Source organism: Pseudomonas sp. MWU13-2100 (assembly GCF_023242365.1).
Taxonomy (GTDB): domain Bacteria; phylum Pseudomonadota; class Gammaproteobacteria; order Pseudomonadales; family Pseudomonadaceae; genus Aquipseudomonas.
Genome location: NZ_JALLIX010000021.1, coordinates 60591 through 85596 on the forward strand (window position 1 = coordinate 60591; position 25006 = coordinate 85596).

Genomic DNA, 25006 nt, shown 5'->3' on the forward strand with positions numbered 1-25006 from the left:
TCAGAGGTGACGGACTGCGACAATCTCGTACTCGATAACGCCACCTGGCGTTTTGACAGCCACCACATCCCCCTCTTCCTTGGCGATCAAGGCGCGGGCCAGCGGCGAACCGACGGAGATCTTGCCAAGCTTGAAGTCGGCCTCGTCCTCACCCACGATGTGGTAAACCACGCTTTCGTCGGTTTCGACGTTGGCGATTTCCACGGTGGTACCGAAAATCACCTTGCCGGTATGCGCAATGGTCGTGACATCGATGATCACCGCGTTCTGCATGCGGCCTTCGATATCACGGATCCGCGCCTCGACCATACCCTGCTGCTCGCGAGCAGCGTGGTATTCGGCGTTTTCCTTCAAGTCACCCAACTCGCGGGCCGTACCGATGTCCTGGCTCAGCTTCGGACGGACGACCTTGGTCAGGTGAGCGTGCTCCTCTTCCAGGGCCTTGGCCCCCTGGACGGTCATGGGGTATTTGATCATGCCTTCAATCCTGCGTGTAGATCCTGCAAGCGACGCACGGTCTTCTCCGGACCGAACTTGAGCGCTTCGCAGATGGCTTCGCCAGCAGCAATGGTAGTGGTGCAGTAGATCTTGTGCTGCAGCGCGTTACGACGAATGGAGTACGAGTCAGCGATCGACTGACGGCCTTCGGTCGTGTTGATGATCAGGGTGACTTCGTCATTCTTGATCATGTCGACGACGTGCGGACGACCTTCCGTCACCTTGTTGACCCGGCGAACTTTCAGGCCGGCCGCTTCGATCACCTTGGCCGTGCCGGCGGTTGCCACCACTTCGAAGCCCAAGTTGATCAGATCACGGGCCACGCCCGCAACCAGTGGCTTGTCGTCATCACGAACGCTGATGAAGGCGGTACCGCCGGTCGGCAGCACTTCGCTGGCACCCATCTGGGCCTTGGCGAAGGCTTCGCCAAAGGTGTCGCCGACGCCCATCACTTCACCGGTGGACTTCATCTCAGGGCCCAGGATCGGGTCCACGCCAGGGAATTTGGCGAAGGGGAACACCGCCTCTTTCACACTGTAGAAGTTCGGAATGATTTCCTTGGTGAAGTTCAGCTCCTTCAAGGTCTTACCGGCCATCACGCGAGCGGCGATCATGGCCAGGGAGACACCGATGCACTTGGAGACGAACGGCACGGTACGCGAGGCGCGCGGGTTGACTTCGATGACGTAGATATCTTCGCCTTGCAGGGCCAACTGCACGTTCATCAGGCCGACAACGCCCAATTCCAGGGCCATTTTCTTGACCTGGTCGCGCATCTCGTCCTGGATGTGCACCGGCAGCGAGTACGGCGGCAGCGAACAGGCCGAGTCTCCGGAGTGAACACCGGCCTGCTCGATGTGCTGCATGATCGCGCCGATCACCACGTCGGTGCCGTCGCAGACCGCATCCACGTCCATTTCGATGGCGCAGTTGAGGAAGTGGTCCAGCAGCACCGGGCTGTCGTTGGAGACTTTCACCGCGTCACGCAGGTAGCGCTTGAGCTCTTCTTCCTCGTAGACGATTTCCATCGCCCGGCCGCCCAATACGTAGGACGGACGCACCACCAGCGGGTAACCGATCTTGCTGGCGGCACGAATCGCTTCGTCTTCGCTGCGCACGGTCGCGTTTGGCGGCTGGCGCAGATTCAGGCGCTCGACCATCTGCTGGAAGCGCTCACGATCTTCGGCACGGTCGATGGCGTCAGGGCTGGTGCCGATGATCGGCACACCGGCCGCTTCCAGGGCACGCGCAAGCTTCAACGGGGTCTGGCCGCCGTACTGGACGATCACGCCCTTGGGCTTCTCGACACGGACGATTTCCAGCACGTCTTCCAGGGTCACCGGCTCGAAGTACAGGCGATCGGAGGTGTCGTAGTCGGTGGACACGGTTTCCGGGTTGCAGTTGACCATGATGGTCTCGTACCCGTCTTCGCGCAGTGCCAGGGCCGCGTGCACACAGCAGTAGTCGAACTCGATGCCCTGGCCGATACGGTTCGGACCGCCGCCAAGGATCATGATCTTGTCGCGACCCGATGGCGCGGCCTCGCACTCTTCTTCATAAGTCGAGTACAGGTAGGCGGTGTCGGTGGCGAACTCGGCCGCGCAGGTGTCGACGCGCTTGTAGACCGGGAACACTTCCAGCTTGTGCCGCTGGGTCCGCAGGTTCTTCTCGGTCACGCCCAGCAACTTGGCCAGACGCATGTCGGAGAAGCCCTTGCGCTTGAGGCGGAACATCAGGTCGCGGTCGATGGCCGACAGACCCAGGGTCTTGACCTTCTCTTCTTCCTTGATCAGATCTTCGATCTGCACCAGGAACCACGGATCGATCATGTTCATGCCGAAGATATCTTCGACGCTCATGCCGGCGCGGAAGGCGTCCGCCACGTACCAGATGCGCTCGGCGCCCGGCACGGTCAGCTCGCGCTTGAGCACGTTGATGCTTTCCGGGTTGCTCAGGTCGAGCTTCTCGTCCAGACCACAGACGCCCACTTCGAGGCCGCGCAGGGCTTTCTGCAGGGACTCCTGGAAGGTCCGGCCGATGGCCATGACTTCACCCACCGACTTCATCTGGGTAGTCAGGCGGGCGTCGGCTTTCGGGAATTTCTCGAAGGCGAAGCGCGGCAGCTTGGTCACGACGTAGTCGATGGACGGCTCGAAGGACGCCGGGGTCTTGCCGCCGGTGATGTCGTTCGACAACTCATCCAGGGTGTAACCCACCGCCAGCTTGGCGGCAACCTTGGCGATCGGGAAGCCGGTGGCTTTCGAAGCCAGGGCCGAAGAACGCGATACCCGCGGGTTCATCTCGATCACGACCATGCGACCGGTGTTCGGGCAGATGCCGAACTGAACGTTGGAACCACCGGTTTCCACGCCGATCTCGCGCAGCACCGCCAGGGAGGCGTTACGCAGGATCTGGTATTCCTTGTCGGTCAGGGTCTGTGCTGGCGCAACAGTGATCGAGTCACCGGTGTGCACGCCCATCGGGTCGAAATTCTCGATGGAGCAGACGATGATGCAGTTGTCCTTTTTGTCGCGGACCACCTCCATCTCGTACTCTTTCCAGCCGATCAGCGATTCGTCGATCAGCAGTTCCTTGGTCGGCGACAGATCCAGGCCACGGGCGCAGATCTCTTCGAACTCTTCACGGTTGTAGGCAATACCGCCACCGGTGCCGCCCATGGTGAAGGACGGACGGATGATGCACGGGAAACCGAGCTTCTCGAGGACCGCATTGGCCTCTTCCATGCTGTGGGCGATACCGGAGCGCGGGCAGTCCAGGCCGATGGATTTCATCGCCTTGTCGAAGCGCGAACGGTCTTCGGCCTTGTCGATGGTGTCGGCGTTGGCACCGATCATTTCCACGCCGAACTTCTCGAGGACGCCTTCGCGCTCCAGGTCGAGGGCGCAGTTCAGGGCGGTCTGGCCGCCCATGGTCGGCAGCAGGGCGTCCGGACGCTCCTTCTCGATGATCTTGGCCACGGTCTGCCATTTGATCGGTTCGATGTAGGTGGCGTCGGCCATGGCCGGGTCGGTCATGATGGTGGCCGGGTTGGAGTTCACCAGGATGACGCGGTAACCCTCTTCGCGCAGGGCCTTGCAGGCCTGGGCGCCGGAGTAGTCGAATTCGCAGGCCTGGCCGATCACGATCGGGCCGGCACCAAGAATCAGGATGCTTTTTATGTCTGTACGTTTTGGCATGGGTTTGTCACTCAAATCCGCAGGTCAGTCGGCAAGCCGTTGAACAATCCTTGAAGAGACCGAGGGGGCCGCCGCGTCGTGGGGCCGCCCTGGGCATCCAGGCGATCAACGGCGCTTGGCCATCTCATTGATGAAGCGATCGAACAGCGGTGCAACGTCGTTCGGGCCCGGGCTGGCTTCAGGGTGACCCTGGAAGCTGAAGGCGCTCTTGTCGGTGCGCTCGATGCCCTGCAGGGAGCCGTCGAACAGCGACTTGTGGATCGCCCGGACATTGGCCGGCAGGGTCGCCTCATCCACCGCGAACCCGTGGTTCTGACTGGTGATCATGACAACGCCGGTATCCAGGTCCTGGACCGGGTGGTTGGCACCGTGATGACCATGCCCCATTTTCAGGGTCTTGGCGCCGGAGGCCAGGGCCAGCAGCTGGTGACCCAGGCAGATACCGAACACCGGGATCTCGGTTTCCAGCACATCCTTGATCGCCTGGATGGCGTAGTCGCAAGGCTCCGGGTCGCCGGGGCCGTTGGACAGGAACACGCCGTCCGGCTGCAGGGCCAGGACGGCGCTGGCTGGCGTCTGCGCCGGCACAACCGTCACGCGGCAGCCGCGCTCGACCAGCATGCGCAGAATGTTGTGCTTGATACCGTAGTCGTAGGCCACGACATGGTAAGGCAGCTCGGAAGCTTCGATGGTCGCGTGGCTGTCGGTCTTCAAGTCCCAGACGGTCGAGCGCCACTCGTACTGCTTGGTGGTGCTGACGACTTTCGCCAGATCCATGCCCTTCAGGCCGGGGAAACCTTGCGCCGCGGCAATCGCCGCCGCTTCGGAAATGTTGTCACCGGCCATGATGCAGCCGTTCTGCGAGCCTTTTTCCCGCAGGATGCGGGTCAGGCGCCGCGTGTCGATACCGGCGATGGCCACGACGTTGTTGGCCTTCAGGTAATCGGACAGGGACAGCGTGTTGCGCCAGTTGCTCGCTACCAGCGGCAGGTCGCGAATGACCAGACCGGCGGACCAGACACGATCGGACTCGGCGTCTTGCGGCGTGGTGCCGGTGTTGCCGATGTGCGGGTAGGTCAGGGTAACGATTTGCTGGGCGTAGGAAGGATCGGTAAGGATTTCCTGATAGCCGGTCATGGCGGTGTTGAACACCACCTCACCAACGGTCTGACCGTCGGCTCCAATGGCTTCGCCGCGAAAAATGCTGCCATCAGCAAGGGCGAGTATGGCTGGCTTAGTCAAGAAGACCTCCCGTAAATAAAGCCTGAAAGGGCGATCGCAGGTTGTAAAAAAGCGGAATGACGTATGGACACGTCACCCCGCTCGTTCACTGAATTATTCTGCGCGCTTTTAGTGGACACACTAAAGCTGTAGCTTACAGAAAAAGGCTTTTTTAATCCACCGCTAATGAGCCGAAAAGGCCAGGGAATGCGACAGGGCGTCGCCAGGTGGTGTGAACAGGCTCAAATGGGGAACGTCGAACCTGCTGGAGCATGGCTTGCCAGCGAAGCTCTTGGCGATCTCAAGGACCTCTTCGCGAACAAGCTCTGCTCCCACAGTTTAGCGGCACAGTCAAATCCTGCGCCGATCAGTGCAGCTCGAGCACATCCTGCATATCGTACAGGCCTGGCGCCTTGCCATCCAGCCACAATGCCGCGCGCACCGCCCCCTTGGCGAAGGTCATGCGGCTCGAGGCCTTGTGGGTGATCTCCAGGCGCTCGCCTTCGGCGGCGAACAGCACGGTGTGATCGCCGACCACATCACCGCCACGCACCGTGGCAAAACCGATGGTTTCCCGCGCGCGCGCACCGGTATGCCCCTCACGACCATACACCGCGACTTTCTCCAGGTCGCGACCCAGCGCCTTGGCGATCACCTCGCCCATGCGCAACGCCGTACCCGAAGGCGCGTCGATCTTGTGCCGATGGTGCGCCTCGATGATCTCGATATCCGCATCATCGCCCAGCACCCGCGCCGCCATATCGAGCAACTTCAACGACAGGTTGACGCCAACACTGAAATTGGCCGCGAAGACAATCGCAATATCCTTGCCCGCCTCGGCCAGCAAGGCCTTCTGCGCCGCGTCCAGGCCGGTGGTACCGATCACCATGGCCTTGCCCGCCTTGCGACAGAACGCCAGGTTTTTCAGCATCACTTCCGGCAGCGTGAAGTCGATCAAGACGTCGAACTCATCCGCCACCGCCTCCAGCCCCTCGGACAACGGCACGCCGATACGCCCCAACGACGCCAGCTCGCCGGCATCCGCACCGACCAGCGAACTGCCGGGACGAACGATCGCCGCCGTCAACCCGGTGAGCGGCGCGCGCTGCTGCACCGCCTCGACCAGGATCTTGCCCATGCGCCCGGCGGCGCCCATTACAGCTATACGTCGCATGCCTCGCTCCTTACAGGTCGCCGAAGAAACGCTTCATCCCTTCGAACCAGCCGCTGGCCTTGGGCGAATGAGAACTGTCGCCAGCCAGGGAGGAGCGGAACTCTTCCAACAGCTCACGCTGGCGACGACTCAGGTTCACCGGGGTCTCGACGGCCACGCGACACATCAGGTCACCCGCGCCACCGCCACGCACCGGCGCAACACCCTTGCCGCGCAGGCGGAACTGCTTGCCGGTCTGGGTACCTTCCGGAATCTTCAACTTGACGCGACCGTCCAGGGTTGGCACTTCCAGCTCGCCGCCCAGGGCTGCGTCGACAAAGCTGATCGGCACCTCGCAGAACAGATGCTTGCCGTCACGCTGAAAAATATCGTGCTCACGGACATTGATCACCACATACAGGTCGCCGGTCGGACCGCCCTGCGTACCCGCCTCGCCTTCGCCGGACAGGCGAATACGGTCACCGGTATCGACGCCCGACGGCACTTTCACCGACAGGGTCTTGTATTCTTCGACACGCCCCTGCCCATGGCAGGCATCGCACGGATCGGAAATGATCTTGCCCTGACCATGGCAACGCGGGCAGGTCTGCTGCACCGAGAAGAAGCCTTGCTGCATACGCACCTGGCCGATACCGCCACAGGTCGGGCAGGTGATCGGCGCCGAACCTTTCTTGGCTCCGGAACCGTCGCACGGCTTGCAGTTCACCAGCGTCGGCACGCGGATATTGACGGTAGTACCGCGTACCGCCTCTTCCAGGTTCAGTTCCAGGGTGTAGCGCAGGTCGCTGCCGCGCTGGGCGCCGCCACGGGAACCGCCGCGACCGCCGCCGAAGAAATCGCTGAATACATCGCCGAAGATATCGGAGAAATTCTGCCCGCCGAAGCCGGCACCGCCGCCGCCCATGCTTGGGTCGACGCCCGCATGGCCATACTGGTCGTAGGCTGCACGCTTGCTGGAGTCGGACAGCACTTCGTAGGCCTCATTGGCCTCCTTGAACAGTTCTTCCGACGCTTTGTCATCCGGATTACGGTCCGGGTGATGCTTCATCGCGAGGCGACGGTAAGCTTTCTTCAGGTCCGATTCGCTGGAGCCACGCTCGACCCCCAAAACCTCGTAATAGTCACGCTTTGCCATGATTCTTTGCACTCTTGAGGATGTTCGGGACTCCCGACTGGAGCAGTCCCGCCCCGACCATCAGCACCCGAACGCTGTCGCATGCTATAAAAATTTGCCTATTCCAGACACGCCAACGCGGGAGCAAGCTCCCGCGCGGCGACATCCTACCAGTCACCGCTCAAGCGCAGTCAACCGGCTGACCTACAAGTGAATTACTTGTGGTCTTTGACTTCTTCGAACTCAGCGTCGACCACGTCATCCTTGTGATGCGCTTCTTCCTGGGCAGGCTGTGCACCGGCTTCAGGCTTGGCGCCCTGTTCGGCGTACATCTTCTGGGCCACAGGCGCGGAGACCTTGGACAACTCCTCGACCTTGGCTTCGATAGCGGCCTTGTCGTCGCCTTTGACAGCGGCTTCCAGGGCAACCACGGCGGCTTCGATCGCGGTTTTCTCTTCGGTGGTCACTTTGTCACCGGCGTCGGCAATCATCTTGCGCGTCGAGTGCACCAGGGCATCACCCTGGTTACGGGCGCCGGCCAACTCTTCGAACTTGCGGTCTTCTTCGGCGTTGAGCTCGGCATCGCGAACCATCTGCTGGATTTCTTCATCCGACAGGCCGGAGTTGGCCTTGATGGTGATCTTCTGCTCTTTGCCGGTGGCCTTGTCCTTCGCGCCGACGTGCAGGATGCCGTTGGCGTCGATGTCGAAAGTCACTTCGATCTGTGGCACGCCACGTGGAGCCGGCGGAATCTCGGCCAGGTCGAACTTGCCCAGGGACTTGTTCTGCGCGGCTTGCTTGCGCTCACCCTGCAGGACGTGAATGGTCACGGCGCCCTGGTTGTCGTCGGCGGTCGAGAACACTTGCGATTTCTTGGTAGGAATCGTGGTGTTTTTCTCGATCAGCGCGGTCATCACGCCACCCATGGTTTCGATACCCAGGGTCAGCGGGCTGACGTCGAGCAGCAGAACGTCCTTCACGTCACCGGCCAGAACAGCGCCCTGGATAGCGGCACCCATGGCGACGGCTTCGTCCGGGTTGACGTCCTTGCGCGCTTCCTTACCGAAGAAATCGGTCACCAGCTTCTGTACCAGCGGCATACGGGTCTGGCCGCCGACCAGGATCACGTCGTTGATCTTGGCAACGTCGATACCGGCGTCTTTCAGCGCGATGCGGCAAGGTTCGATGGTGCGTTGAACCAGGTCTTCGACCAGCGCTTCCAGCTTGGCGCGGGAGATCTTCACGTTCAGGTGCTTGGGACCGGTGGCATCGGCAGTGATGTACGGCAGGTTGACGTCGGTCGACTGAGCCGAGGACAGCTCGATCTTGGCTTTTTCAGCGGCTTCTTTCAGGCGCTGCATGGCCAGCGGGTCACCTTTGAGGTTCATGCCGCTTTCTTTCTTGAACTCGTCGACGAGGTAGTCGATCAGACGAATGTCAAAGTCTTCACCGCCGAGGAAGGTGTCACCGTTGGTGGCCAACACTTCGAACTGGTGCTCGCCATCGACTTCGGCGATTTCGATCACGGACACGTCGAAGGTACCGCCACCCAGGTCATAAACGATGACGGTGTGGTCGCCCTTGGCCTTGTCCATACCGTAGGCCAGAGCGGCCGCGGTCGGTTCGTTGATGATGCGCTTGACGTCCAGACCGGCGATACGACCGGCGTCCTTGGTGGCCTGGCGCTGGCTGTCGTTGAAGTAGGCCGGAACGGTGATGACCGCTTCAGTGACCGGCTCGCCGAGGTAGTCTTCGGCGGTTTTCTTCATCTTCTTCAGGATTTCAGCCGAGATCTGTGGCGGCGCCATTTTCTGGCCGTTCACTTCGACCCAAGCATCGCCGTTGTCAGCCTTGGCGATTTTGTAAGGGACCATCTTGATGTCTTTCTGCACGACTTCTTCGTCGAACTTGCGACCGATCAGACGCTTCACCGCGTACAGGGTGTTATGCGGATTGGTCACGGCCTGGCGCTTGGCCGATTGGCCAACCAGGATTTCGCCATCGTTGGCGTAGGCAATGATCGACGGCGTGGTGCGTGCACCCTCGGCGTTTTCGATCACTTTGGCCTTGCCGTTTTCAAGAATGGAGACACAGGAGTTGGTAGTCCCCAGGTCAATACCGATAATTTTGCCCATTTCACTCTCCCGAAACTTTGATTTTTTTTACCGCAGCGGTTATGGCCAACTGTGGTAGCACTTAAACGCTTGACTTGTAGATGGGGGCCTTGCGGCCGATTTCAAGCCTGCTCGTCGATCGTCGGCGAAACCGGCGCGACCGCCTTGCTGACCACCACCATTGCCGGGCGCAGCAGGCGACCGTGGAGCTGATAGCCTTTCTGGAACACTTTCAGCACGCTGTTGGGCTCGACATCGGCGCTTTCCTGCATGGCCATGGCCTGGTGCAGGGCAGCGTTGAAGGGTTCGCCGTGGGGCTCGATGGCTTCCAGCTGATAACGCTTGAGGGTGTCCTGGAACATCTTCAGGGTCAGTTCGATGCCTTCACGCATCGGCCGGATGTTTTCATCGTCCGGGTTGGACAGGTCCAGACCACGTTCCAGGCTGTCGATGATCGGCAACAGGTCGCCGGCAAACTTCTCCAGGGCGAATTTGTGCGCTTTTTCCACATCCTGCTCGGCACGCCGGCGGATATTCTGCAGGTCGGCCGCGACACGCAACCCTTGATCCTGTGCCGCCGCCAGTTGCTCCTCGAGCACCTGGACGCGGGTGGCCAAATCGTCACCCTGAGCCTGTGCGGCCGAGCCGGCTTCCTGATTTTGCGAATCCAGAGTCTGTTCGTCAGCCATAAAAAACCTCCTTTCAATATCGTCTGCGAGCTCGACTCGCGCTTCTGCCCCGATATATGGGGTCGCAATTTCCAGGTTCAAGGGCCGGGAGCACGGCAATCGCACCCCGGCCCATCTGTGCAAGATTACCGATCGCGCTAAAAAACCCCGACATTCAAGCCAATCGAACTAAGGGCAAGCATTGTCAGCACAATTAAAAACACTGTATAAATAACCAGACCTAAAGCCTGGGAGCGGCCTTCATGCTGGTGCACCTGTCCGTACATAACTACGCAATCGTCGAACATCTCGATCTGGAACTGGATCGCGGGATGAGCGTAATCACTGGCGAAACCGGCGCCGGCAAGTCGATCATGCTCGACGCCCTCGGGCTGACCCTGGGCGATCGCGCCGACAGCGGCGTGGTCCGTCCCGGCGCGGACAAGGCCGATATACTCGCCACCTTCGACCTCGAAGACATCCCCGAGGCCCGGGCCTGGCTCGCCGAACGCGACCTCGACAACGACGGCCCGTGCATCCTGCGCCGGGTCATTACCGCCGAAGGTCGCTCGCGCGGCTATATCAACGGCTCGCCCTGCCCCCAGGGCGACCTCAAGGCCCTCGGCGAACTGCTGATCGACATCCACAGCCAGCACGAACACCAGTCCCTGCTGAAAACCGACACCCACCGCCGCCTGCTCGACGAATACGCCGGCGCCACCGATCTCGCCCGCCAGGTCCAGCTCGCGGCCCAGCGCTGGCGCCAGACCCGCCAGGAACTGGAGCGCCTCTCCAACTCCGGCGACGAACAGCGCGCCCGCCACCAACTGCTCAGTTACCAGCTCGAAGAACTCGAAAACCTCGGCCTGGGTGAAAACGAGCTGGGGGACCTGGAGCAGGAACACAAGAACCTGACCAACGCCGAAACTCTGCTCGGCATCTGCCGCCAGGTAGTGGAGCAGTGCAGCGAAAGCGACTCGGGCAATGTACTCAATGCCCTGACCGCGAGCCTCAATCGCCTGTCCAGCGTCAATAACGGCAGCGGCTCCCTGGGCGAAGCCACCAACCTGCTGGCCAGCGCGCAGATCCAGGTCGAGGAAGCCGTCGGCGAACTGAACCGTTTCCTCGACCACTTCGACGCCGACCCGGCCCGCCTGCAACAGCTCGAGGAGCGGCTGGACGCGATCTACACCCTGGCACGCAAGCACCGTATCCAGCCCACGGAGGTGGCGACCCTCCAGCAAAAGCTGCTGGATGAAATCGAAACCCTCAATGCCAACGACGAAGCCATCGAACGCCTCACCGAAGAACTCGCGGCCTATGCCCGACATTATCAGGAACGGGCACGGGAACTTAGTGATCTACGTCATCAAGCGGCGACTGGCCTCGCCAGCGCCGTAGAACAGGAAATCCAGCGCCTGGGCATGCCCGGCGGGCGCTTCAGCATCGAACTGCATGCCAACACCAGCAACGAGCTGCTGCCTTATGGCCTTGAGCAGGTCGAACTGTTGGTCAGCGCCAACCCCGGCCAACCACTCAAGGCACTGGCCAAGGTTGCCTCCGGGGGGGAACTGTCACGGATCAGCCTGGCGATCCAGGTCATCACCGCACAGACCTCGCGTATCCCGACCCTGGTATTCGACGAAGTGGACGTGGGTATCGGCGGCCCGACCGCCGAGATCGTCGGCCAACTGCTGCGCCGCCTCGGCGAGCGCGGGCAGGTACTGACCGTCACGCACCTGCCGCAAGTGGCGGCGCAAGGGCACCATCATCTATTTGTGCACAAGATGCGCGGCAGTGACGCCACCCGCACGGCGGTGTCGAAACTGAGCAAGGCTGAACGGATCGAAGAAGTCGCGCGCATGCTCGGGGGCATTGACCTGACCAAGGAATCCCTGGCTCACGCAAAAAAGATGGTGATCACGGCCAAAGCCTGAGCCCGGACCTCGGCCCGCAGAAAAATCTGGCAATAAAAAACACGAAGGCGACCCTAAGGTCGCCTTCGATCGTTTCGCGAACCGGTATTCGCGACGATTTACGTTTTTTTCTTGCGTACGTACAGGACCAGATTGTGATCCGCCAGCTCGAAACCGTGCTCTTCGGCGATAGCCTTCTGCAGCTTCTCGATTTCCGGACTGGTGAATTCGATCACCTCGCTGGTATCCACGTCGACCATATGATCGTGATGCCCGCCGTCCGCCAGCTCGAAGACCGCATGGCCGCCATCGAAATTGTGGCGAACCACCAACCCGGCCGCTTCGAACTGGGTCAGTACACGGTAGACCGTTGCCAGGCCAACATCCTCGCCCGCTTCCATCAGCGCCTTGTAGACATCCTCGGCGCTCATGTGACGCTGCTCGGCGGAATCAAGCATTTGCAAAATCTTGACCCGTGGCAGAGTCACTTTTAAGCCGGCTTTACGTAGTTCGCTATTTTCAACCATGGTCAGCTTTCTCGCGATGCTGCTTCGCAGCTTCTCTTAATACGGGTATGATCGGGGTTTACGTTGTCCCAGCCAAGATAGTGGAAGTCGCCCACCGATGCAAAACACCAAGCTGTTGCTAACCAGTTTTACCTTAGTGGGACTGCTCGCACTCGCCGGTTGTTCATTCCCCGGGGTTTACAAAATCGACATCCAACAGGGCAATGTCGTCACGCAGGACATGATAGACCAGTTGCGCCCGGGAATGACCCGCAAGCAAGTAAGGTTTATCATGGGCAACCCGCTGTTGGCCGACACATTCCACGCCAATCGCTGGGATTATCTGTATAGCCTGCAGCCTGGTGGCGGTGAACGCCAACAGGAACGGATCAGCCTGATATTCAATGCCAATGATCAACTCGCCAGCCTGTCCGGCGACTTCAAACCCGGCGTGAGCCGCGATGAAGCGATTCTGGGCAAGGACAGCGGCACGACGGTGAATGCTCCGGTACAGAACACCGAGAAGCCGCAACCCGAGAAGCCGGCCAAGCCGGGTTCGTTGCTCGACCAGATCCAGAAAGATGTCGACGGCGTGAAAACCGTGCCGGTTCCGTCTCCGGAACCGCTGGACACCGCGCCGCAGTAAAACGGCGACAGAAAAAAGCCCGGATGTCCGGGCTTTTTTGTGCCTGCTGAAAAACACCCTCCGGGCCTGATACTCAACCCTATGGGAGCCGGCTTGCCGGCGACGACAGCCGAATAAGCAATGCAAGGCAGCCCCCATCGCCGGCAAGCCGGCGCCAACAGAGATCCCGCGCAAGACAAGAGCTACAGGTTTTGCGCCTTGGCCTTGGCGGCTCTTTCCGCACGCAGGCGCCGAACCTCCTTGGGATCGGCCAGCAAGGGACGATAGATCTCGATACGATCGCCCTCCGCCACCGCACGGGTATCGGCATCGGCAATGGCCTTGCCGAAAATCCCCAGCGGACAACTTTCCACATCCAGCCCGGGAAACTGCTCGGCGATCCCGGACAGGCGCACCGCTACCCGCAACGTCGTGCCCGCCGGCACTGAAACCGCCTGCAGGCACTGACGCCCGACATCGGCGTAGACCACCTCTATCGCCACCAATGGCTCAGACATGGAGCTGCTTGGCGCGCTGGCAGAACGCATCCACCAGGGTATTGGCCGCCTGATTGAACAACGGCCCCAGAGTCGCCCGCACGATCGGCCCGGCGTAATCGAAGGTCAGGTCCAGGCTGATCTTGCAGGCCTTCTCCCCCAGGGCCTTGAACACCCAGACACCGTGCAATTGATTGAACGGTCCTTCTTCCAGGTTCATTTCAATCGACTGTCCTGACACCAGGGTATTGCGGGTCACGAAATTCTGGCTCAAGCCGCCTTTGGCGATTGCCAGTGTGGCGCGCATATGCACCTGCGAGCTCTCCAGCACCTGGGCCGACGCGCACCACGGGAGGAACTCCGGGTAACGCGCGACGTCGTTCACCAGGTCATAAAGCGCCTGCGCCGGGTAGGGCAGCAAGGCCGAACGTTGAATATGGGTCGTCATGTCAGCGTTGATTCCACGGCTGGGCAGCAAACAAAAGTGCGCGCATTGTCCGGGATTCATCCTACGCGCTCAAGCACGCAGCTTCACCGTAGCCGAGTGACGCGCAACTGCCTATAATGACGCCCCTATGGCTAAACAGAAGAAACACCCCACAGGGACCATCGCGCAAAATAAAAAGGCGCGCCACGATTACTTCGTCGAACAACGGTTCGAGGCTGGTCTGGTCCTGGCCGGCTGGGAAGTAAAGAGTCTACGTGCAGGCAAGGCACAACTGGTCGACAGTTATGTACTGCTCAAGAACGGTGAAGCCTGGCTGTTCGGCAGCCACTTCACGCCGTTGACGACCGCCAGCACCCACGTGATTGCCGACCCGACGCGCACGCGCAAGCTGCTGCTCAACCAGCGCGAGCTGGAAAAGATCCACGCGGCCGTGCAGCAAAAGGGCCATGCCTGTGTCTGCCTGTCGCTGTATTGGAGCAAGCACCTGGTCAAGTGCGAGATTGCCCTGGGCAAGGGCAAGAAGGAATACGACAAACGCGATACCGAGCGCGAGCGCGACGCCAACCGGGACTTGCAGCGCGCCGTGCGCAACAAGGGCAAGGAAGACTGAGTGCGGCGAGGGAGGCTTGCCTCAATGCCTGTCAGTTAAGAGCAATCTTAAGTCTGGCCGATATTTGTGGCGAGCGGGCTTGCCCGCGCTCGGCTGCGAAGCAGTCGTAAAACCGGTGATTGCGTTCTGCCTGACACAATGAAGTCGCTGATTTCAGGGCCGCTTCGCAGCCCAGCGCGGGCAAGCCCGCTCGCCACATGACCCGACCGCCTTCTAGATCCCCTTGCGCCGCTCCGCCCGCGCCACCCGCTGCACTTCCTGGCGCACTTCCTCCAGCACCTCCTGCACATACAGAATGTGCCGGCTGGACACTTCGCGGGCGTCGTCGGCACGCCCTTCGATAATCGCCAGGTACAGCTCGCGGTGCTGGCTGATCAGCATGTCCCGGGTTTCGCTGCGCTGCTTGTACATCCCGCCAATATTGGTCAGCACATTGCGCTTGAGCAAGTCGAACAAGCCGCGGATGGTATGCAGCAACACCGCGTTATGACTCGCCTCGGCAATCGCCAGGTGAAAACTCGCATCCGCCGCGCCCTCCTCCGCCCGCCCCACTTCGCCCGCTCGCCCATAACAGCTCTGCAACTGCTCAAAGGCCAGGCGCAGGCGCTCGCGATCCACGTCGGTCGCCCGCAGCGCCGCGTAATAGGCGCAGGACGCCTCCAGCGTATGGCGAAACTCCAACAGGTCGCGCTGGGCTTCCGGATTGCTCTCCAGCAGATGCAGCAACGGATCGCTGAAGGTCGAACCCAGCGACTCCACCACGTAATTGCCACCGCCCTGACGGCTGACCAGCAACCCCTTGGCCACCAGTTTCTGGATCGCCTCGCGCAGCGACGGCCGTGAGACGCCGAACTGCTCGGCCAGCGCACGCTCGGCCGGCAGCCGCTCACCAGCCTTGAGCGTGCCCTCGAGGATCATCTCCTCAAGCCGCTGGACAATATCGTCAGACAAACGGCGCTGACGAACCTGATCAAACCCCATCACTCACTCCTCACGATCCCGAACCCTTGCCGGGACTGTCTATTCTGGCTTATCGAGACGCCGCCAGCACCTGCCAGGCACAACATAAATCACCCGCTCAGCCCTCCCGCCGAAGACTTTTAGACGAAAGTTTCAGGGCGGCAAATTGACACATCACCAGCAACGCTTTTAACCTAGCGTCCGGCGATTGTAAATTGGTATTACCAATTATCCAAATCGACACCAGTGCCTGACCAACAACAATTAGGGGCCACCCCACTATGCAAACCTGGCAACAGCTCTACAGCCCTCTCGGCAGCCTCGGCCTGTCCGCTCTCACGGCCGTGATTCCCATCGTGTTCTTCTTCATGGCCCTGGCGGTGTTTCGCCTCAAGGGTCATGTGGCGGGCAGCATCACCCTTGTGTTGTCGATCCTGGTGGCGATCTTCGCCTTCAAGATGCCGGCCGACATGGCGCTCGCCGCCGCCGGCTACGGCTTCGCCTACGGCCTTTGGCCCATTGCCTGGATCATTGTCGCGGCAGTGTTCCTCTACAAACTGACAGTCAAGAGCGGTCAGTTCGAAATCATCCGCAGCTCGGTGCTGTCGATTACCGATGACCAGCGCCTGCAAGTGCTGCTGATCGGCTTCTGCTTCGGCGCCTTCCTCGAAGGGGCCGCCGGCTTCGGCGCTCCGGTGGCGATCACCGCCGCCCTGCTGGTCGGCCTGGGCTTCAATCCGCTCTACGCCGCCGGCCTGTGCCTGATCGCCAACACCGCGCCGGTAGCCTTCGGCGCCCTGGGCATCCCGATCATCGTCGCGGGCCAGGTCACCGGCCTTGACGCGTTCAAGATCGGCGCCATGGCCGGTCGCCAACTGCCACTGCTGTCGCTGTTCGTACCGTTCTGGCTGGTGTTCATGATGGACGGCCTGCGCGGCGTGCGGGAAACCTGGCCGGCGGCCCTGGTGGCCGGCCTGAGCTTTGCCGTGACCCAGTTCTTCACCTCGAACTTCATCGGTCCGGAACTGCCGGACATCACCTCGGCACTGGTCAGCCTGGTTTCCCTGACCCTGTTCCTGAAAGTCTGGCAACCCAAGCGCAGCGCGGGCGCACAGATCGCCGGCGCCGCCCCGGGCGTGGTGAGCACCGCCAGCGTCGGCGGCTTCGGCCAGCCGCGCAGCAGCCTCGCTTCGCCCTACAGCCTGAGCCAGATCTTCAAGGCCTGGTCGCCGTTCCTGATCCTTACCGTGCTGGTGACGATCTGGACCCTGAAGTCGTTCAAGGCACTGTTCGTCACCGGCGGCGCGATGTACGGCACAGTGTTCAACTTTGCCATCCCGCACCTGGACCAGCTGGTGATCAAGACCGCGCCGATCGTCGCGACCCCCACCCCGATTGCAGCGGTGTTCAAGCTCGACCCGATCGCGGCCACCGGCACGGCGATTTTCTTCTCCGCCCTGGTGTCGATGCTGATCCTGAAGATCAATATCAAAACTGGCCTGACCACTTTGCGCGAGACCTTCTACGAGCTGCGCTGGCCGATCCTGTCCATCGGCATGGTGCTGGCCTTCGCCTTCGTCACCAACTACTCGGGCATGTCCTCGACCATGGCCCTGGTCCTGGCCGCGACCGGTGCCGCGTTCCCGTTCTTCTCGCCGTTCCTCGGCTGGCTCGGGGTGTTCCTCACCGGCTCCGACACCTCGTCCAACGCCCTGTTCAGCTCGCTGCAAGCGACCACCGCCCACCAGATCGGCGTCAACGACATCCTGCTGGTGGCGGCCAATACCAGCGGCGGCGTCACCGGCAAGATGATCTCCCCGCAATCGATCGCCGTGGCCTGCGCGGCCACCGGGCTGGTGGGCAAGGAGTCGGATCTGTTCCGCTTCACCCTCAAGCACAGCCTGTTCTTCGCCACGATTGTCGGCCTGATCACCCTGCTCCAGGCCTATATCTTCACCGGCATGCTGGTGCACTAAAGTGACAAGGGCCCGGGGGCCTGTCGAAGCCCCCGGCAACCGCTCCCTTTCAACCAACGCTGCGAGCCCCCATGATTATTTCCGCCTCTACCGATTACCGCGCAGCCGCCCAACGCAAGCTGCCGCCGTTCCTGTTCCACTATGCCGACGGCGGTGCCTACGCCGAGCACACCCTGCGCCATAACGTCGAGGACCTGGCGAACATTGCCCTGCGTCAACGCGTACTGAAGAACATGTCCGAGCTGAGCCTGGAAACCCGCCTGTTCAATGAGACCTTGAGCATGCCGGTGGCCCTCGCGCCGGTCGGCCTGACCGGCATGTATGCCCGGCGCGGCGAGGTCCAGGCGGCCCGCGCGGCGGCGGCCAAGGGCATTCCCTTTACGATGTCGACCGTGTCGGTCTGTCCGATCGAGGAAGTCGCCCCCGCCATCGACCGACCCATGTGGTTCCAGCTTTACGTGCTCAAGGACCGCGGCTTCATGCGCAACGCCCTGGAGCGCGCCAAGGCCGCGGGGGTCACCACCCTGGTCTTTACCGTGGACATGCCGGTGCCCGGCGCCCGCTACCGTGATGCGCATTCCGGGATGAGCGGCCCGAACGCGCCACTGCGGCGTGTCTGGCAAGCCATGACTCACCCGCAGTGGGCCTGGGACGTGGGCCTGATGGGCAAGCCCCACGACCTCGGCAATATCTCGAAGTATCGCGGCAACCCGACCGGCCTGGGCGACTACATCGGCTGGCTGGGCAACAACTTTGACCCGTCGATTTCCTGGAAGGACCTGGAGTGGATCCGCGAGTTCTGGGAGGGGCCGATGGTCATCAAGGGCATTCTCGACCCGCAGGATGCCAGGGACGCGGTGAAGTTCGGTGCCGACGGCATCGTGGTTTCCAACCATGGCGGTCGCCAGCTCGACGGCGTGCTGTCCAGCGCCCGCGCACTGCCGGCCATCGCCGATGCGGTGAAAGGCGACCTGAAGATCCTCGCCGACTCCGGCATCCGCAGCGGCCTGGACGTGGTACGCATGATCGCCCTGGGCGCGGACACCGTGCTGATCGGCCGCGCGTTCCTCTACGCCCTCGCCGTCGCTGGCGAAGCCGGCGTGAAGAATCTGCTGGAGCTGTTCGAGAAGGAAATGCGCGTGGCCATGGTGCTCACCGGCGCCAAATCCATCAGCGAGATCAACCGTGATTCGCTGGTTCGTGAACTGGGCGCCTGAACATCGCGCCGAGACGAATCACCGCCTGATTGAACGGGGCACGTAGCGCACCCGACGCCGCGACCCCGTGAGGAGTTTGCATGAGCCTGCCCCAACCGTTCCTCCACGCGGTCGAACGCCTGATCCCCGGCGAGCGTCGTTTCGACGACCCGCTCTCGACCCTGGCCTTCGGCACCGACGCCAGCTTCTACCGGCTGATCCCCAAACTGGTGATCCGCGTCGAATCCGAAGACGAAGTGGTGGCCCTGCTCAAGCTGGCAAGCCGCGACCAGGTCGCGGTGACGTTCCGCGCCGCCGGCACCAGCCTGTCGGGCCAGGCCATCAGCGACTCGGTACTGATCGTACTCGGCGACCACTGGAATGCCCGGGAGATTCGTCACCAGGGCGCGCAGATCCGCCTGCAACCCGGCGTCATCGGCGCCCAGGCCAACGCCTGGCTGGCGCCGTTCGGGCGCAAGATCGGTCCGGACCCGGCGTCGATCAACGCCTGCAAGATCGGTGGCATCGTTGCCAACAACGCCAGCGGCATGTGCTGCGGCACCGCGCAGAACACCTACCACACCCTGGCCGGAATGCGCCTGATCCTGGCCGACGGCAGCCGCCTGGATACCGAGGACGCGACCAGTGTCGCGGCCTTTCGCCAGAGCCATGGCCCGCTGCTCCATCAACTTTCGGTGTTAGCCCGGGAAACCCGCGCCAACACCGAACTGGCGGCCAAGATCCGGCACAAATACCGGCTGAAAAACACCACCGGCCTGTCCCTCAACGCCCTGGTGGACTTCGATGAACCGCTGGAGATTCTCAGCCATCTGCTGGTGGGCTCCGAAGGCACCCTCGGGTTTATCAGCGCGGTGACCTACGACACGGTGATAGACCACCCGAACAAGGCCTCGGCGCTGATCGTCTTCCCCGATGTGGAGACCTGCTGCACCGCCGTGACCGTACTGAAAAGCCAGCCGGTGTCCGCCGTGGAACTGCTCGACCGCCGCAGCCTGCGCTCGGTGCAGGACAAGCCGGGCATGCCGGCGTTCGTGCGTGAACTGTCCGACGGCGCCTGCGCCCTGCTGATCGAGTCCCGCGCGGCCTCCTCGTCGCTGTTGCAGGAGCAATTGCTGCAGATCATGGAATCGCTGGCGTCGTTCCCGGTGGAAAAGCAGGTCGACTTTACCGAAGACCCGAGCGAAAACGCCCGGCTCTGGGCGATCCGCAAGGATACCTTCCCCGCCGTCGGCGCCGTGCGCAAGACCGGCACCACGGTGATCATCGAGGACGTGACCTTCCCGGTCGAACAGCTGGCCATCGGCGTCAACCGCCTGATCGCGCTGTTCGACAAGCACCACTACGACGAAGCGATCCTGTTCGGCCATGCCCTGGAGGGCAACCTGCACTTCGTCTTCACCCAGGGTTTCAACAGCGCCGCCGAAGTGGCCCGTTACCAGGCGTTCATGGATGACGTCGCGCATCTGGTGGCCGTCGAGTTCGGCGGTTCGCTCAAGGCCGAGCACGGCACCGGGCGCAACATGGCGCCGTTTGTCGAACTGGAATGGGGCCAGGATGCCTACCAGTTGATGTGGGCGATCAAGCGCCTGCTCGACCCCCAGGGCATTCTCAACCCGGACGTGGTGCTCAGCGACGACCCGCAGATACACCTCAAGCACCTCAAGCCGTTGCCGGCCGCCGACGAGATCGTCGACAAATGCATCGAGTGCGGCTTCTGCGAACCGGTCTGCCCGTCGAAGGGACTGACCTTGAGCCCGCGCCAGCGGATCGTGATCTGGCGCGATATCCAGGCGAAAAAACGCGCCGGAATGGACACCACGGAACTGGAAGCGGCCTATCAGTACCAGGGCATCGATACCTGCGCCGCGACCGGATTGTGCGCGCAACGTTGCCCGGTGGGGATCAATACCGGTGAGCTGGTGAAAAAGCTCCGGGGCGAGCAAGCCAGCCATGGCAAAACCGCCGACTGGCTCGGCACGCATTTCGATACGGTATTGCAGGGCGCGCGCTTTACCCTGCATGTCGCCAATGGCGCGCGCATGCTGCTCGGGGCGCCGCGCCTGGCGAAACTGTCGTCAAGCCTGACGCGCCTGTCCAAGGGCCGCGTGCCGCAATGGACCAGTGCCATGCCGCAGCCGGAACGGGCGGTGCGCTTCAGTCCGGCGGTCAGCGATGCACGCCCACGGGTGGTCTATCTGGCCGCCTGCGTCTCGCGGGTAATGGGGCCGGCGGCCGGTGACAAGGAACAGATGTCGCTACTGGACAAGACCCGGGGCCTGCTGGAAAAAGCCGGTTACCAGGTGGTGTTCCCGGACAACACCGACCAGCTTTGCTGCGGCCAACCATTTGCCTCCAAGGGTTATGCCGAGCAGGCCGAACACAAGCGCCAGGAACTGATCGGCGCGCTGCTGCACGCCAGCCGTGGCGGCCTCGACCCGATCTACTGCGACACCAGCCCGTGCACCTTGCGCCTGGTGCAGGACCTGGGCGAGACCCGCCTCGATCTCTACGATCCGGTGCGTTTCATTCGCACGCATTTAGTAGAGCGGCTGGAATTCACGCCGCAGGACGCGCCGATTGCGGTGCACGTGACCTGCAGCACCCAGCACCTGGGCGAGAGCCAGGCGCTGATCGACCTGGCGCGGCGTTGCAGCCATAACGTGGTGATTCCGGAAGGCATTCACTGCTGTGGTTTTGCCGGCGACAAGGGTTTCACCACCCCGGAGCTCAATGCCCACTCGCTGCGGACCTTGAAGGATGCCGTGCAGTATTGCGAAGAGGGCATCTCCACCAGCCGCACCTGCGAGATCGGCCTGAGCCAGCATGGCGGGATCGACTACCACGGGCTGGTGTACCTGGTGGATCGGGTGACCCGGGCCAGGTCGGCGCACGGATAGAAACAGAACCTTGGCTGCCGGCGGCAGTCTATAGACCAAGTCTCGCGAAAGCGGGACTTCCTCCCCTACTCGACAGTCTGTGCTGATGGCCGATGACGTCGGGCTACTCAGTTCAAGGAGTCATGCATGAATCGTTCTGTGCTGCTGGGTCTGTTCGTCAGCGCTTGCGTCCTGGCCGCGCCTGCGTTTGCCTCGGCGGAGAAGGATCTTTGCGCGATCAAACTGCAGGCGCTCGACACTGCCAGAACCCAGTTGGCCCCCAATCAGCAGGCCAACTTCGACACCAACATCCAGCAAGCCAGGGCCGCCGGGGATAAAAACACCCTTGACGGCGCCAGGGAGTGCATCGCCATCGCCGACCGGACGCTCCAGGAAATCCAGAGCAGCCCGAAAAGCACCCCGTAAACCTGGCCCGCATCGGGATGGCCTTGCGAGCCAGATTGGCGTACACTGTGCATGCCTGCTGGTTACGTACAGCAGGCACGGGGCCGTTTAGGATTCGACGCCGGTCGCGAAACTCTAGGTGCATGCCGAGTTGGTAACAGAACTCGTAAATCCACTGTTGCAACTACTTATAGTTGCCAATGACGACCATTACGGGGAACAAGCTCTCGCTGCGTAAGCGGCGCTAGCCTTCCTCCTGGCTACTTCGGTGCCAGCAATCATCAGGGGATGTCTGTAAACCCAAAATGATTGTCATATAGAACAGAATCGCCGTGCAGTACGTTGTGGACGAAGCGGCTAAAACTTACACAACTCGCCCAAAGCACCCTGCCCGTCGGGTCGCTGCGGGTTAACTTAATAGACACGGCTACGCATGTAGTACCGACAGCGGAGTACTGGCGGACGGGGGTTCAAATCCCCCCGGCTCCACCAAACGAAGCAAAACAAAGCCCGCCTTGTGCGGGCTTTGTTGCATCTGGCCCCTGGCTTTTCGAGCCATCCCTGCCGCCACTCGCCCCCCCTTGTAGGAGCAGGGCTTGCCCGCGAAGAGGCCAGCCGCAACAACCTCAATCCCCCTTCCGCACGATCTCTCCCTGCCCCCAAACCAGCCAAAAACCCCGCCCTTTCTGCTCAATTTTTCACAACCTGCAAGACAGCTCCCTTTCCCTTGCCTGAAATTTCCTAGAAACTCCCGTTCGCTTGCGCCTGCCAATTCCGCTGACTAGTCTTCGACCCGTCACTGCAAATCAGTGATCGGGTTTAGCAGCCCGGAAACCGTTAGGCGCACAGCGCCACCTCATCTAGCCGGCGCTTTTTCATGCCCGGAGTTTTATGGTGGCTGTGCGCAGGGCATCTTCGGGTGCGCCGGTTTCCTAACGTACCGGTCTGCTAACCTGCGTACGGCCGCCACCCATCATTTAGCAGTGATATTGGCGGCTCTCATTTACGTTAGGAGTTACCGCGATGTTCAAGATCACACCCAATCCGCCTGTCTCATTCGACCCAGGCATCATCGACCCGCAAGCCGCCGACCGGGCGCTGGCTCACTATAATTTGCCGGAAGGCAGCACGTTGAAACGTGCAAGCGTCACGGCAGCACGACACCAGATAACTACCGCTCAAAATCGTGAAGAAGCGCTGCTGAACGCCAGCTCAATTCTGGAATCCGCTGCGGCCACTGCTTATGAAAACGCCGATAACCTCACGGGTGCCAACCGCAAGGTGGGTATGGGTGTGGTTCATCTGATCGAACTGGCGCTTGGGTTGGTGGACTCGGTGATAGAGGAGATACCGACGGGAGTAACAAGCTAACGAGGACTTCTGCACCAGGGGAGGCTAAGCCTCCCCGTCATTGCCCGACAACAAATAGATCCGTCCCCATTTCGCCACGTACTATCTGCGCTTGGCGCTGGTGAGTACCTGGTGAGCGGAATTCTCAAGAAGATCCGAAGCGCAGATTTCGCCGTTCCGCGCAGCCACAAGGTCCAGCGCAGCACCACCAGTATTGAGATATACGACGCGCCGGTGCCGTGGCTGCGCGATAACACCCTAGGCGATACGGAGACGCAGGAACTCGCCGATAACCTGAGGAAGGCAGGCCTGAACATTTCCTTGGCGTAACCGGCGCCACACTCATGCAGCGCCAGCCCTAACGATGGCCTTGGTCGGCGCAGCCATCCGCGACAGCATTTCACTGTGTCGCGGATGAAAAGTCTTTCTTGCTGGAAGGACTTACGGGGCCCTTTTCGTGATCGGAACCTAAGGCAATCAGAGGGTACCCAGCAACTTGACTTGACCTTGGATGAGGACCTCAATCCGTGGTGCTTCATTCATTTCTTGCCGCCAGTAACGACGGATCTCCGGTAATGCCTCTGCATAGTTCTTGGTTTCGTCTATGTCATCCAAGATGGTCATGTCCGCCTCAAAGGCTACTCGACGCTGAGTCAACTCGACCTTGCAAACTAACTCGCCCTGATTATGGGTGTTCCGGTACCAAGCGGCTGTCTCTTCGTCTTTGAAAACAAAAAATGACTTCAGTCGCTTTGGCTTGTCAGGAAATTCCTCTGCCCGGACTGTCTCATAGAGGTGCTCCCAGAATCGGCAGGCGATAGTGTGCGTTGGAGCGCTAAGATCAGCGCGCAGCGCGACATTTAGAACGGCACGTAACCGTTCGGCCTCGACCATCCGACCAGAGGCCTGAGCTCCTGCCGATTCGTTGTGTAATAGGTCGACAGGGCTACCTTCTGCGATTGCATCAAGTACCTGGCGAGATAGGCGTTGATGATAGGCATTTATGGCAAAGGCGACGAGAAGGCCGAATCCCGTATCCGTCGTTCTGGAGATATCGAAGAGCAGGTTGAAAAGGCTTCGATCAGCCAGATTTTCGATGCCGGCCGACTTTGAGTAGTTGTAGCTATTGGTGCTGTGAATCAGGCCCGCACGGTAGCGCTCTCTGGGCATTGTTTTTATGTAAATGGTCATTGCATTCTCATTTCTGTAGGGTCTGTATTGGACGCGGCATACTTTAATCGGCCCGGTGTCCTGTCTTTCATGGGGCTCGTTCACCCGCGGAGATCCTAGCCTTCGGCGAAAGAGTAATGGATACCCCTTCAGTAGGACCTATGACCACCTCAGACAGAGCATCGAGCTCGCTGGAAAAATCATCAAAATTCAATGAGAACTCGGACATTAGACTAACTCAGCCCCTTCTCTGAGTATCGCCTCCAACAAATCGATCCTTTCTTTAACAGGGCGGCCGCAAAAACTGAGTGCAACACCTGACCATTCCGGGGGGGGGGGTGGCGTATGGGAGGGCGGAGTCGGCGTTCCTTGTAGATAGAAAGCATATGGGAGAGGTCCTGCAAAGAGACATCGTAGTCGGTTAAACCTTTTTAAGGGTAAAGATTGGAAGCCAGGTGCGGTGC

At 61.1% G+C, this 25006-nt stretch carries 21 protein-coding genes and 1 other RNA gene; 10 read left to right on the top strand and 12 right to left on the bottom strand.

The annotated features are described in order from the left end of the window. The 7 genes from greA to grpE form a co-directional block, all read right to left on the bottom strand. Entirely contained in the window at positions 1-477 is a 477-nt protein-coding gene (greA, locus tag M5B99_RS16200) for a transcription elongation factor GreA (RefSeq protein ID WP_248804988.1), read from the bottom strand. After that, a complete protein-coding gene (carB, locus tag M5B99_RS16205) occupies positions 474-3695 on the bottom strand; it encodes a carbamoyl-phosphate synthase large subunit (protein ID WP_248804989.1) in 3222 nt (1073 codons plus the stop codon). Before carB ends, greA begins: the two co-directional genes overlap by 4 nt. 105 nt (positions 3696-3800) lie before the next feature. Beyond that, positions 3801-4937, bottom strand: a complete 1137-nt coding sequence (gene carA / locus M5B99_RS16210) for a glutamine-hydrolyzing carbamoyl-phosphate synthase small subunit (RefSeq protein ID WP_248804990.1) — start codon at positions 4935-4937, stop codon at positions 3801-3803. Between the two features lie 346 nt (positions 4938-5283). Beyond that, positions 5284-6090, bottom strand: a complete 807-nt coding sequence (gene dapB, locus M5B99_RS16215; RefSeq protein ID WP_248804991.1) for a 4-hydroxy-tetrahydrodipicolinate reductase — start codon at positions 6088-6090, stop codon at positions 5284-5286. Between the two features lie 10 nt (positions 6091-6100). Next, on the bottom strand, positions 6101-7225 hold the full coding sequence (gene dnaJ, locus M5B99_RS16220; protein WP_248804992.1) for a molecular chaperone DnaJ: 1125 nt from the start codon (positions 7223-7225) through the stop codon (positions 6101-6103). Positions 7226-7419: 194 nt separating this feature from the next. Further along, complete coding sequence (gene dnaK, locus M5B99_RS16225; protein ID WP_248804993.1) at positions 7420-9339, bottom strand: molecular chaperone DnaK; 1920 nt, start codon at positions 9337-9339, stop codon at positions 7420-7422. Between the two features lie 101 nt (positions 9340-9440). Further along, positions 9441-10007, bottom strand: coding sequence for a nucleotide exchange factor GrpE (gene grpE / locus M5B99_RS16230; protein ID WP_248804994.1), 567 nt, complete (start codon positions 10005-10007; stop codon positions 9441-9443). A 242-nt stretch (positions 10008-10249) separates the two neighbouring features. On the opposite strand from grpE, the gene recN reads away from it, so the two are divergent. Then, complete coding sequence (recN, locus tag M5B99_RS16235; RefSeq protein WP_248804995.1) at positions 10250-11923, top strand: DNA repair protein RecN; 1674 nt, start codon at positions 10250-10252, stop codon at positions 11921-11923. Between the two features lie 98 nt (positions 11924-12021). On the opposite strand, the gene fur is transcribed toward recN, so the two are convergent. After that, entirely contained in the window at positions 12022-12429 is a 408-nt protein-coding gene (gene fur, locus M5B99_RS16240) for a ferric iron uptake transcriptional regulator (RefSeq protein WP_248804996.1), read from the bottom strand. A 97-nt stretch (positions 12430-12526) separates the two neighbouring features. On the opposite strand from fur, the gene M5B99_RS16245 reads away from it, so the two are divergent. Further along, entirely contained in the window at positions 12527-13054 is a 528-nt protein-coding gene (locus M5B99_RS16245; protein WP_248804997.1) for an outer membrane protein assembly factor BamE, read from the top strand. 182 nt (positions 13055-13236) lie between these two features. Here M5B99_RS16245 and M5B99_RS16250 read toward each other — a convergent pair whose 3' ends face one another. Both M5B99_RS16250 and M5B99_RS16255 read right to left on the bottom strand, forming a co-directional pair. Further along, positions 13237-13551 (bottom strand): RnfH family protein, encoded by a 315-nt coding sequence (locus tag M5B99_RS16250; protein WP_248804998.1) that lies wholly within the window; start codon positions 13549-13551, stop codon positions 13237-13239. Next, positions 13544-13978 carry a type II toxin-antitoxin system RatA family toxin gene (locus M5B99_RS16255; protein WP_248804999.1) on the bottom strand — a complete coding sequence of 145 codons (435 nt, stop codon included), beginning with the start codon at positions 13976-13978 and terminating at the stop codon, positions 13544-13546. The genes M5B99_RS16250 and M5B99_RS16255 overlap by 8 nt, the downstream gene beginning before the upstream one ends. A gap of 127 nt (positions 13979-14105) precedes the next feature. Between M5B99_RS16255 and smpB the strand changes: the two genes are divergently transcribed. Next, positions 14106-14588, top strand: coding sequence for an SsrA-binding protein SmpB (gene smpB, locus M5B99_RS16260; protein WP_100939616.1), 483 nt, complete (start codon positions 14106-14108; stop codon positions 14586-14588). Positions 14589-14801: 213 nt separating this feature from the next. On the opposite strand, the gene M5B99_RS16265 is transcribed toward smpB, so the two are convergent. Continuing rightward, positions 14802-15569 carry a GntR family transcriptional regulator gene (locus tag M5B99_RS16265; protein ID WP_248796119.1) on the bottom strand — a complete coding sequence of 256 codons (768 nt, stop codon included), beginning with the start codon at positions 15567-15569 and terminating at the stop codon, positions 14802-14804. 260 nt (positions 15570-15829) lie between these two features. Here M5B99_RS16265 and M5B99_RS16270 point away from each other — a divergent pair, with 260 nt between their 5' ends. From M5B99_RS16270 to M5B99_RS16300, 7 genes are all read left to right on the top strand, one after another. After that, positions 15830-17524, top strand: coding sequence for a lactate permease LctP family transporter (locus tag M5B99_RS16270; protein WP_248805000.1), 1695 nt, complete (start codon positions 15830-15832; stop codon positions 17522-17524). A gap of 71 nt (positions 17525-17595) precedes the next feature. Further along, positions 17596-18741 (top strand): FMN-dependent L-lactate dehydrogenase LldD, encoded by a 1146-nt coding sequence (gene lldD / locus M5B99_RS16275; protein ID WP_248805001.1) that lies wholly within the window; start codon positions 17596-17598, stop codon positions 18739-18741. Positions 18742-18821: 80 nt separating this feature from the next. Next, positions 18822-21638, top strand: coding sequence for an FAD-binding and (Fe-S)-binding domain-containing protein (locus tag M5B99_RS16280; protein ID WP_248805002.1), 2817 nt, complete (start codon positions 18822-18824; stop codon positions 21636-21638). Between the two features lie 126 nt (positions 21639-21764). After that, positions 21765-22043: a hypothetical protein gene (locus M5B99_RS16285; protein ID WP_248805003.1), complete on the top strand. Its 279-nt coding sequence runs from the start codon at positions 21765-21767 to the stop codon at positions 22041-22043. Between the two features lie 79 nt (positions 22044-22122). Continuing rightward, positions 22123-22514: a transfer-messenger RNA gene (ssrA, locus tag M5B99_RS16290) on the top strand. 531 nt (positions 22515-23045) lie between these two features. Next, on the top strand, positions 23046-23393 hold the full coding sequence (locus M5B99_RS16295) for a DUF6124 family protein (protein WP_248805004.1): 348 nt from the start codon (positions 23046-23048) through the stop codon (positions 23391-23393). Between the two features lie 111 nt (positions 23394-23504). Next, entirely contained in the window at positions 23505-23702 is a 198-nt protein-coding gene (locus tag M5B99_RS16300) for a hypothetical protein (RefSeq protein WP_248805005.1), read from the top strand. A 147-nt stretch (positions 23703-23849) separates the two neighbouring features. Here the strand turns inward: M5B99_RS16300 and M5B99_RS16305 are convergent, their stop codons facing one another. Beyond that, on the bottom strand, positions 23850-24563 hold the full coding sequence (locus M5B99_RS16305; protein ID WP_248805006.1) for a hypothetical protein: 714 nt from the start codon (positions 24561-24563) through the stop codon (positions 23850-23852). Between the last annotated feature and the right edge of the window lie 443 nt (positions 24564-25006).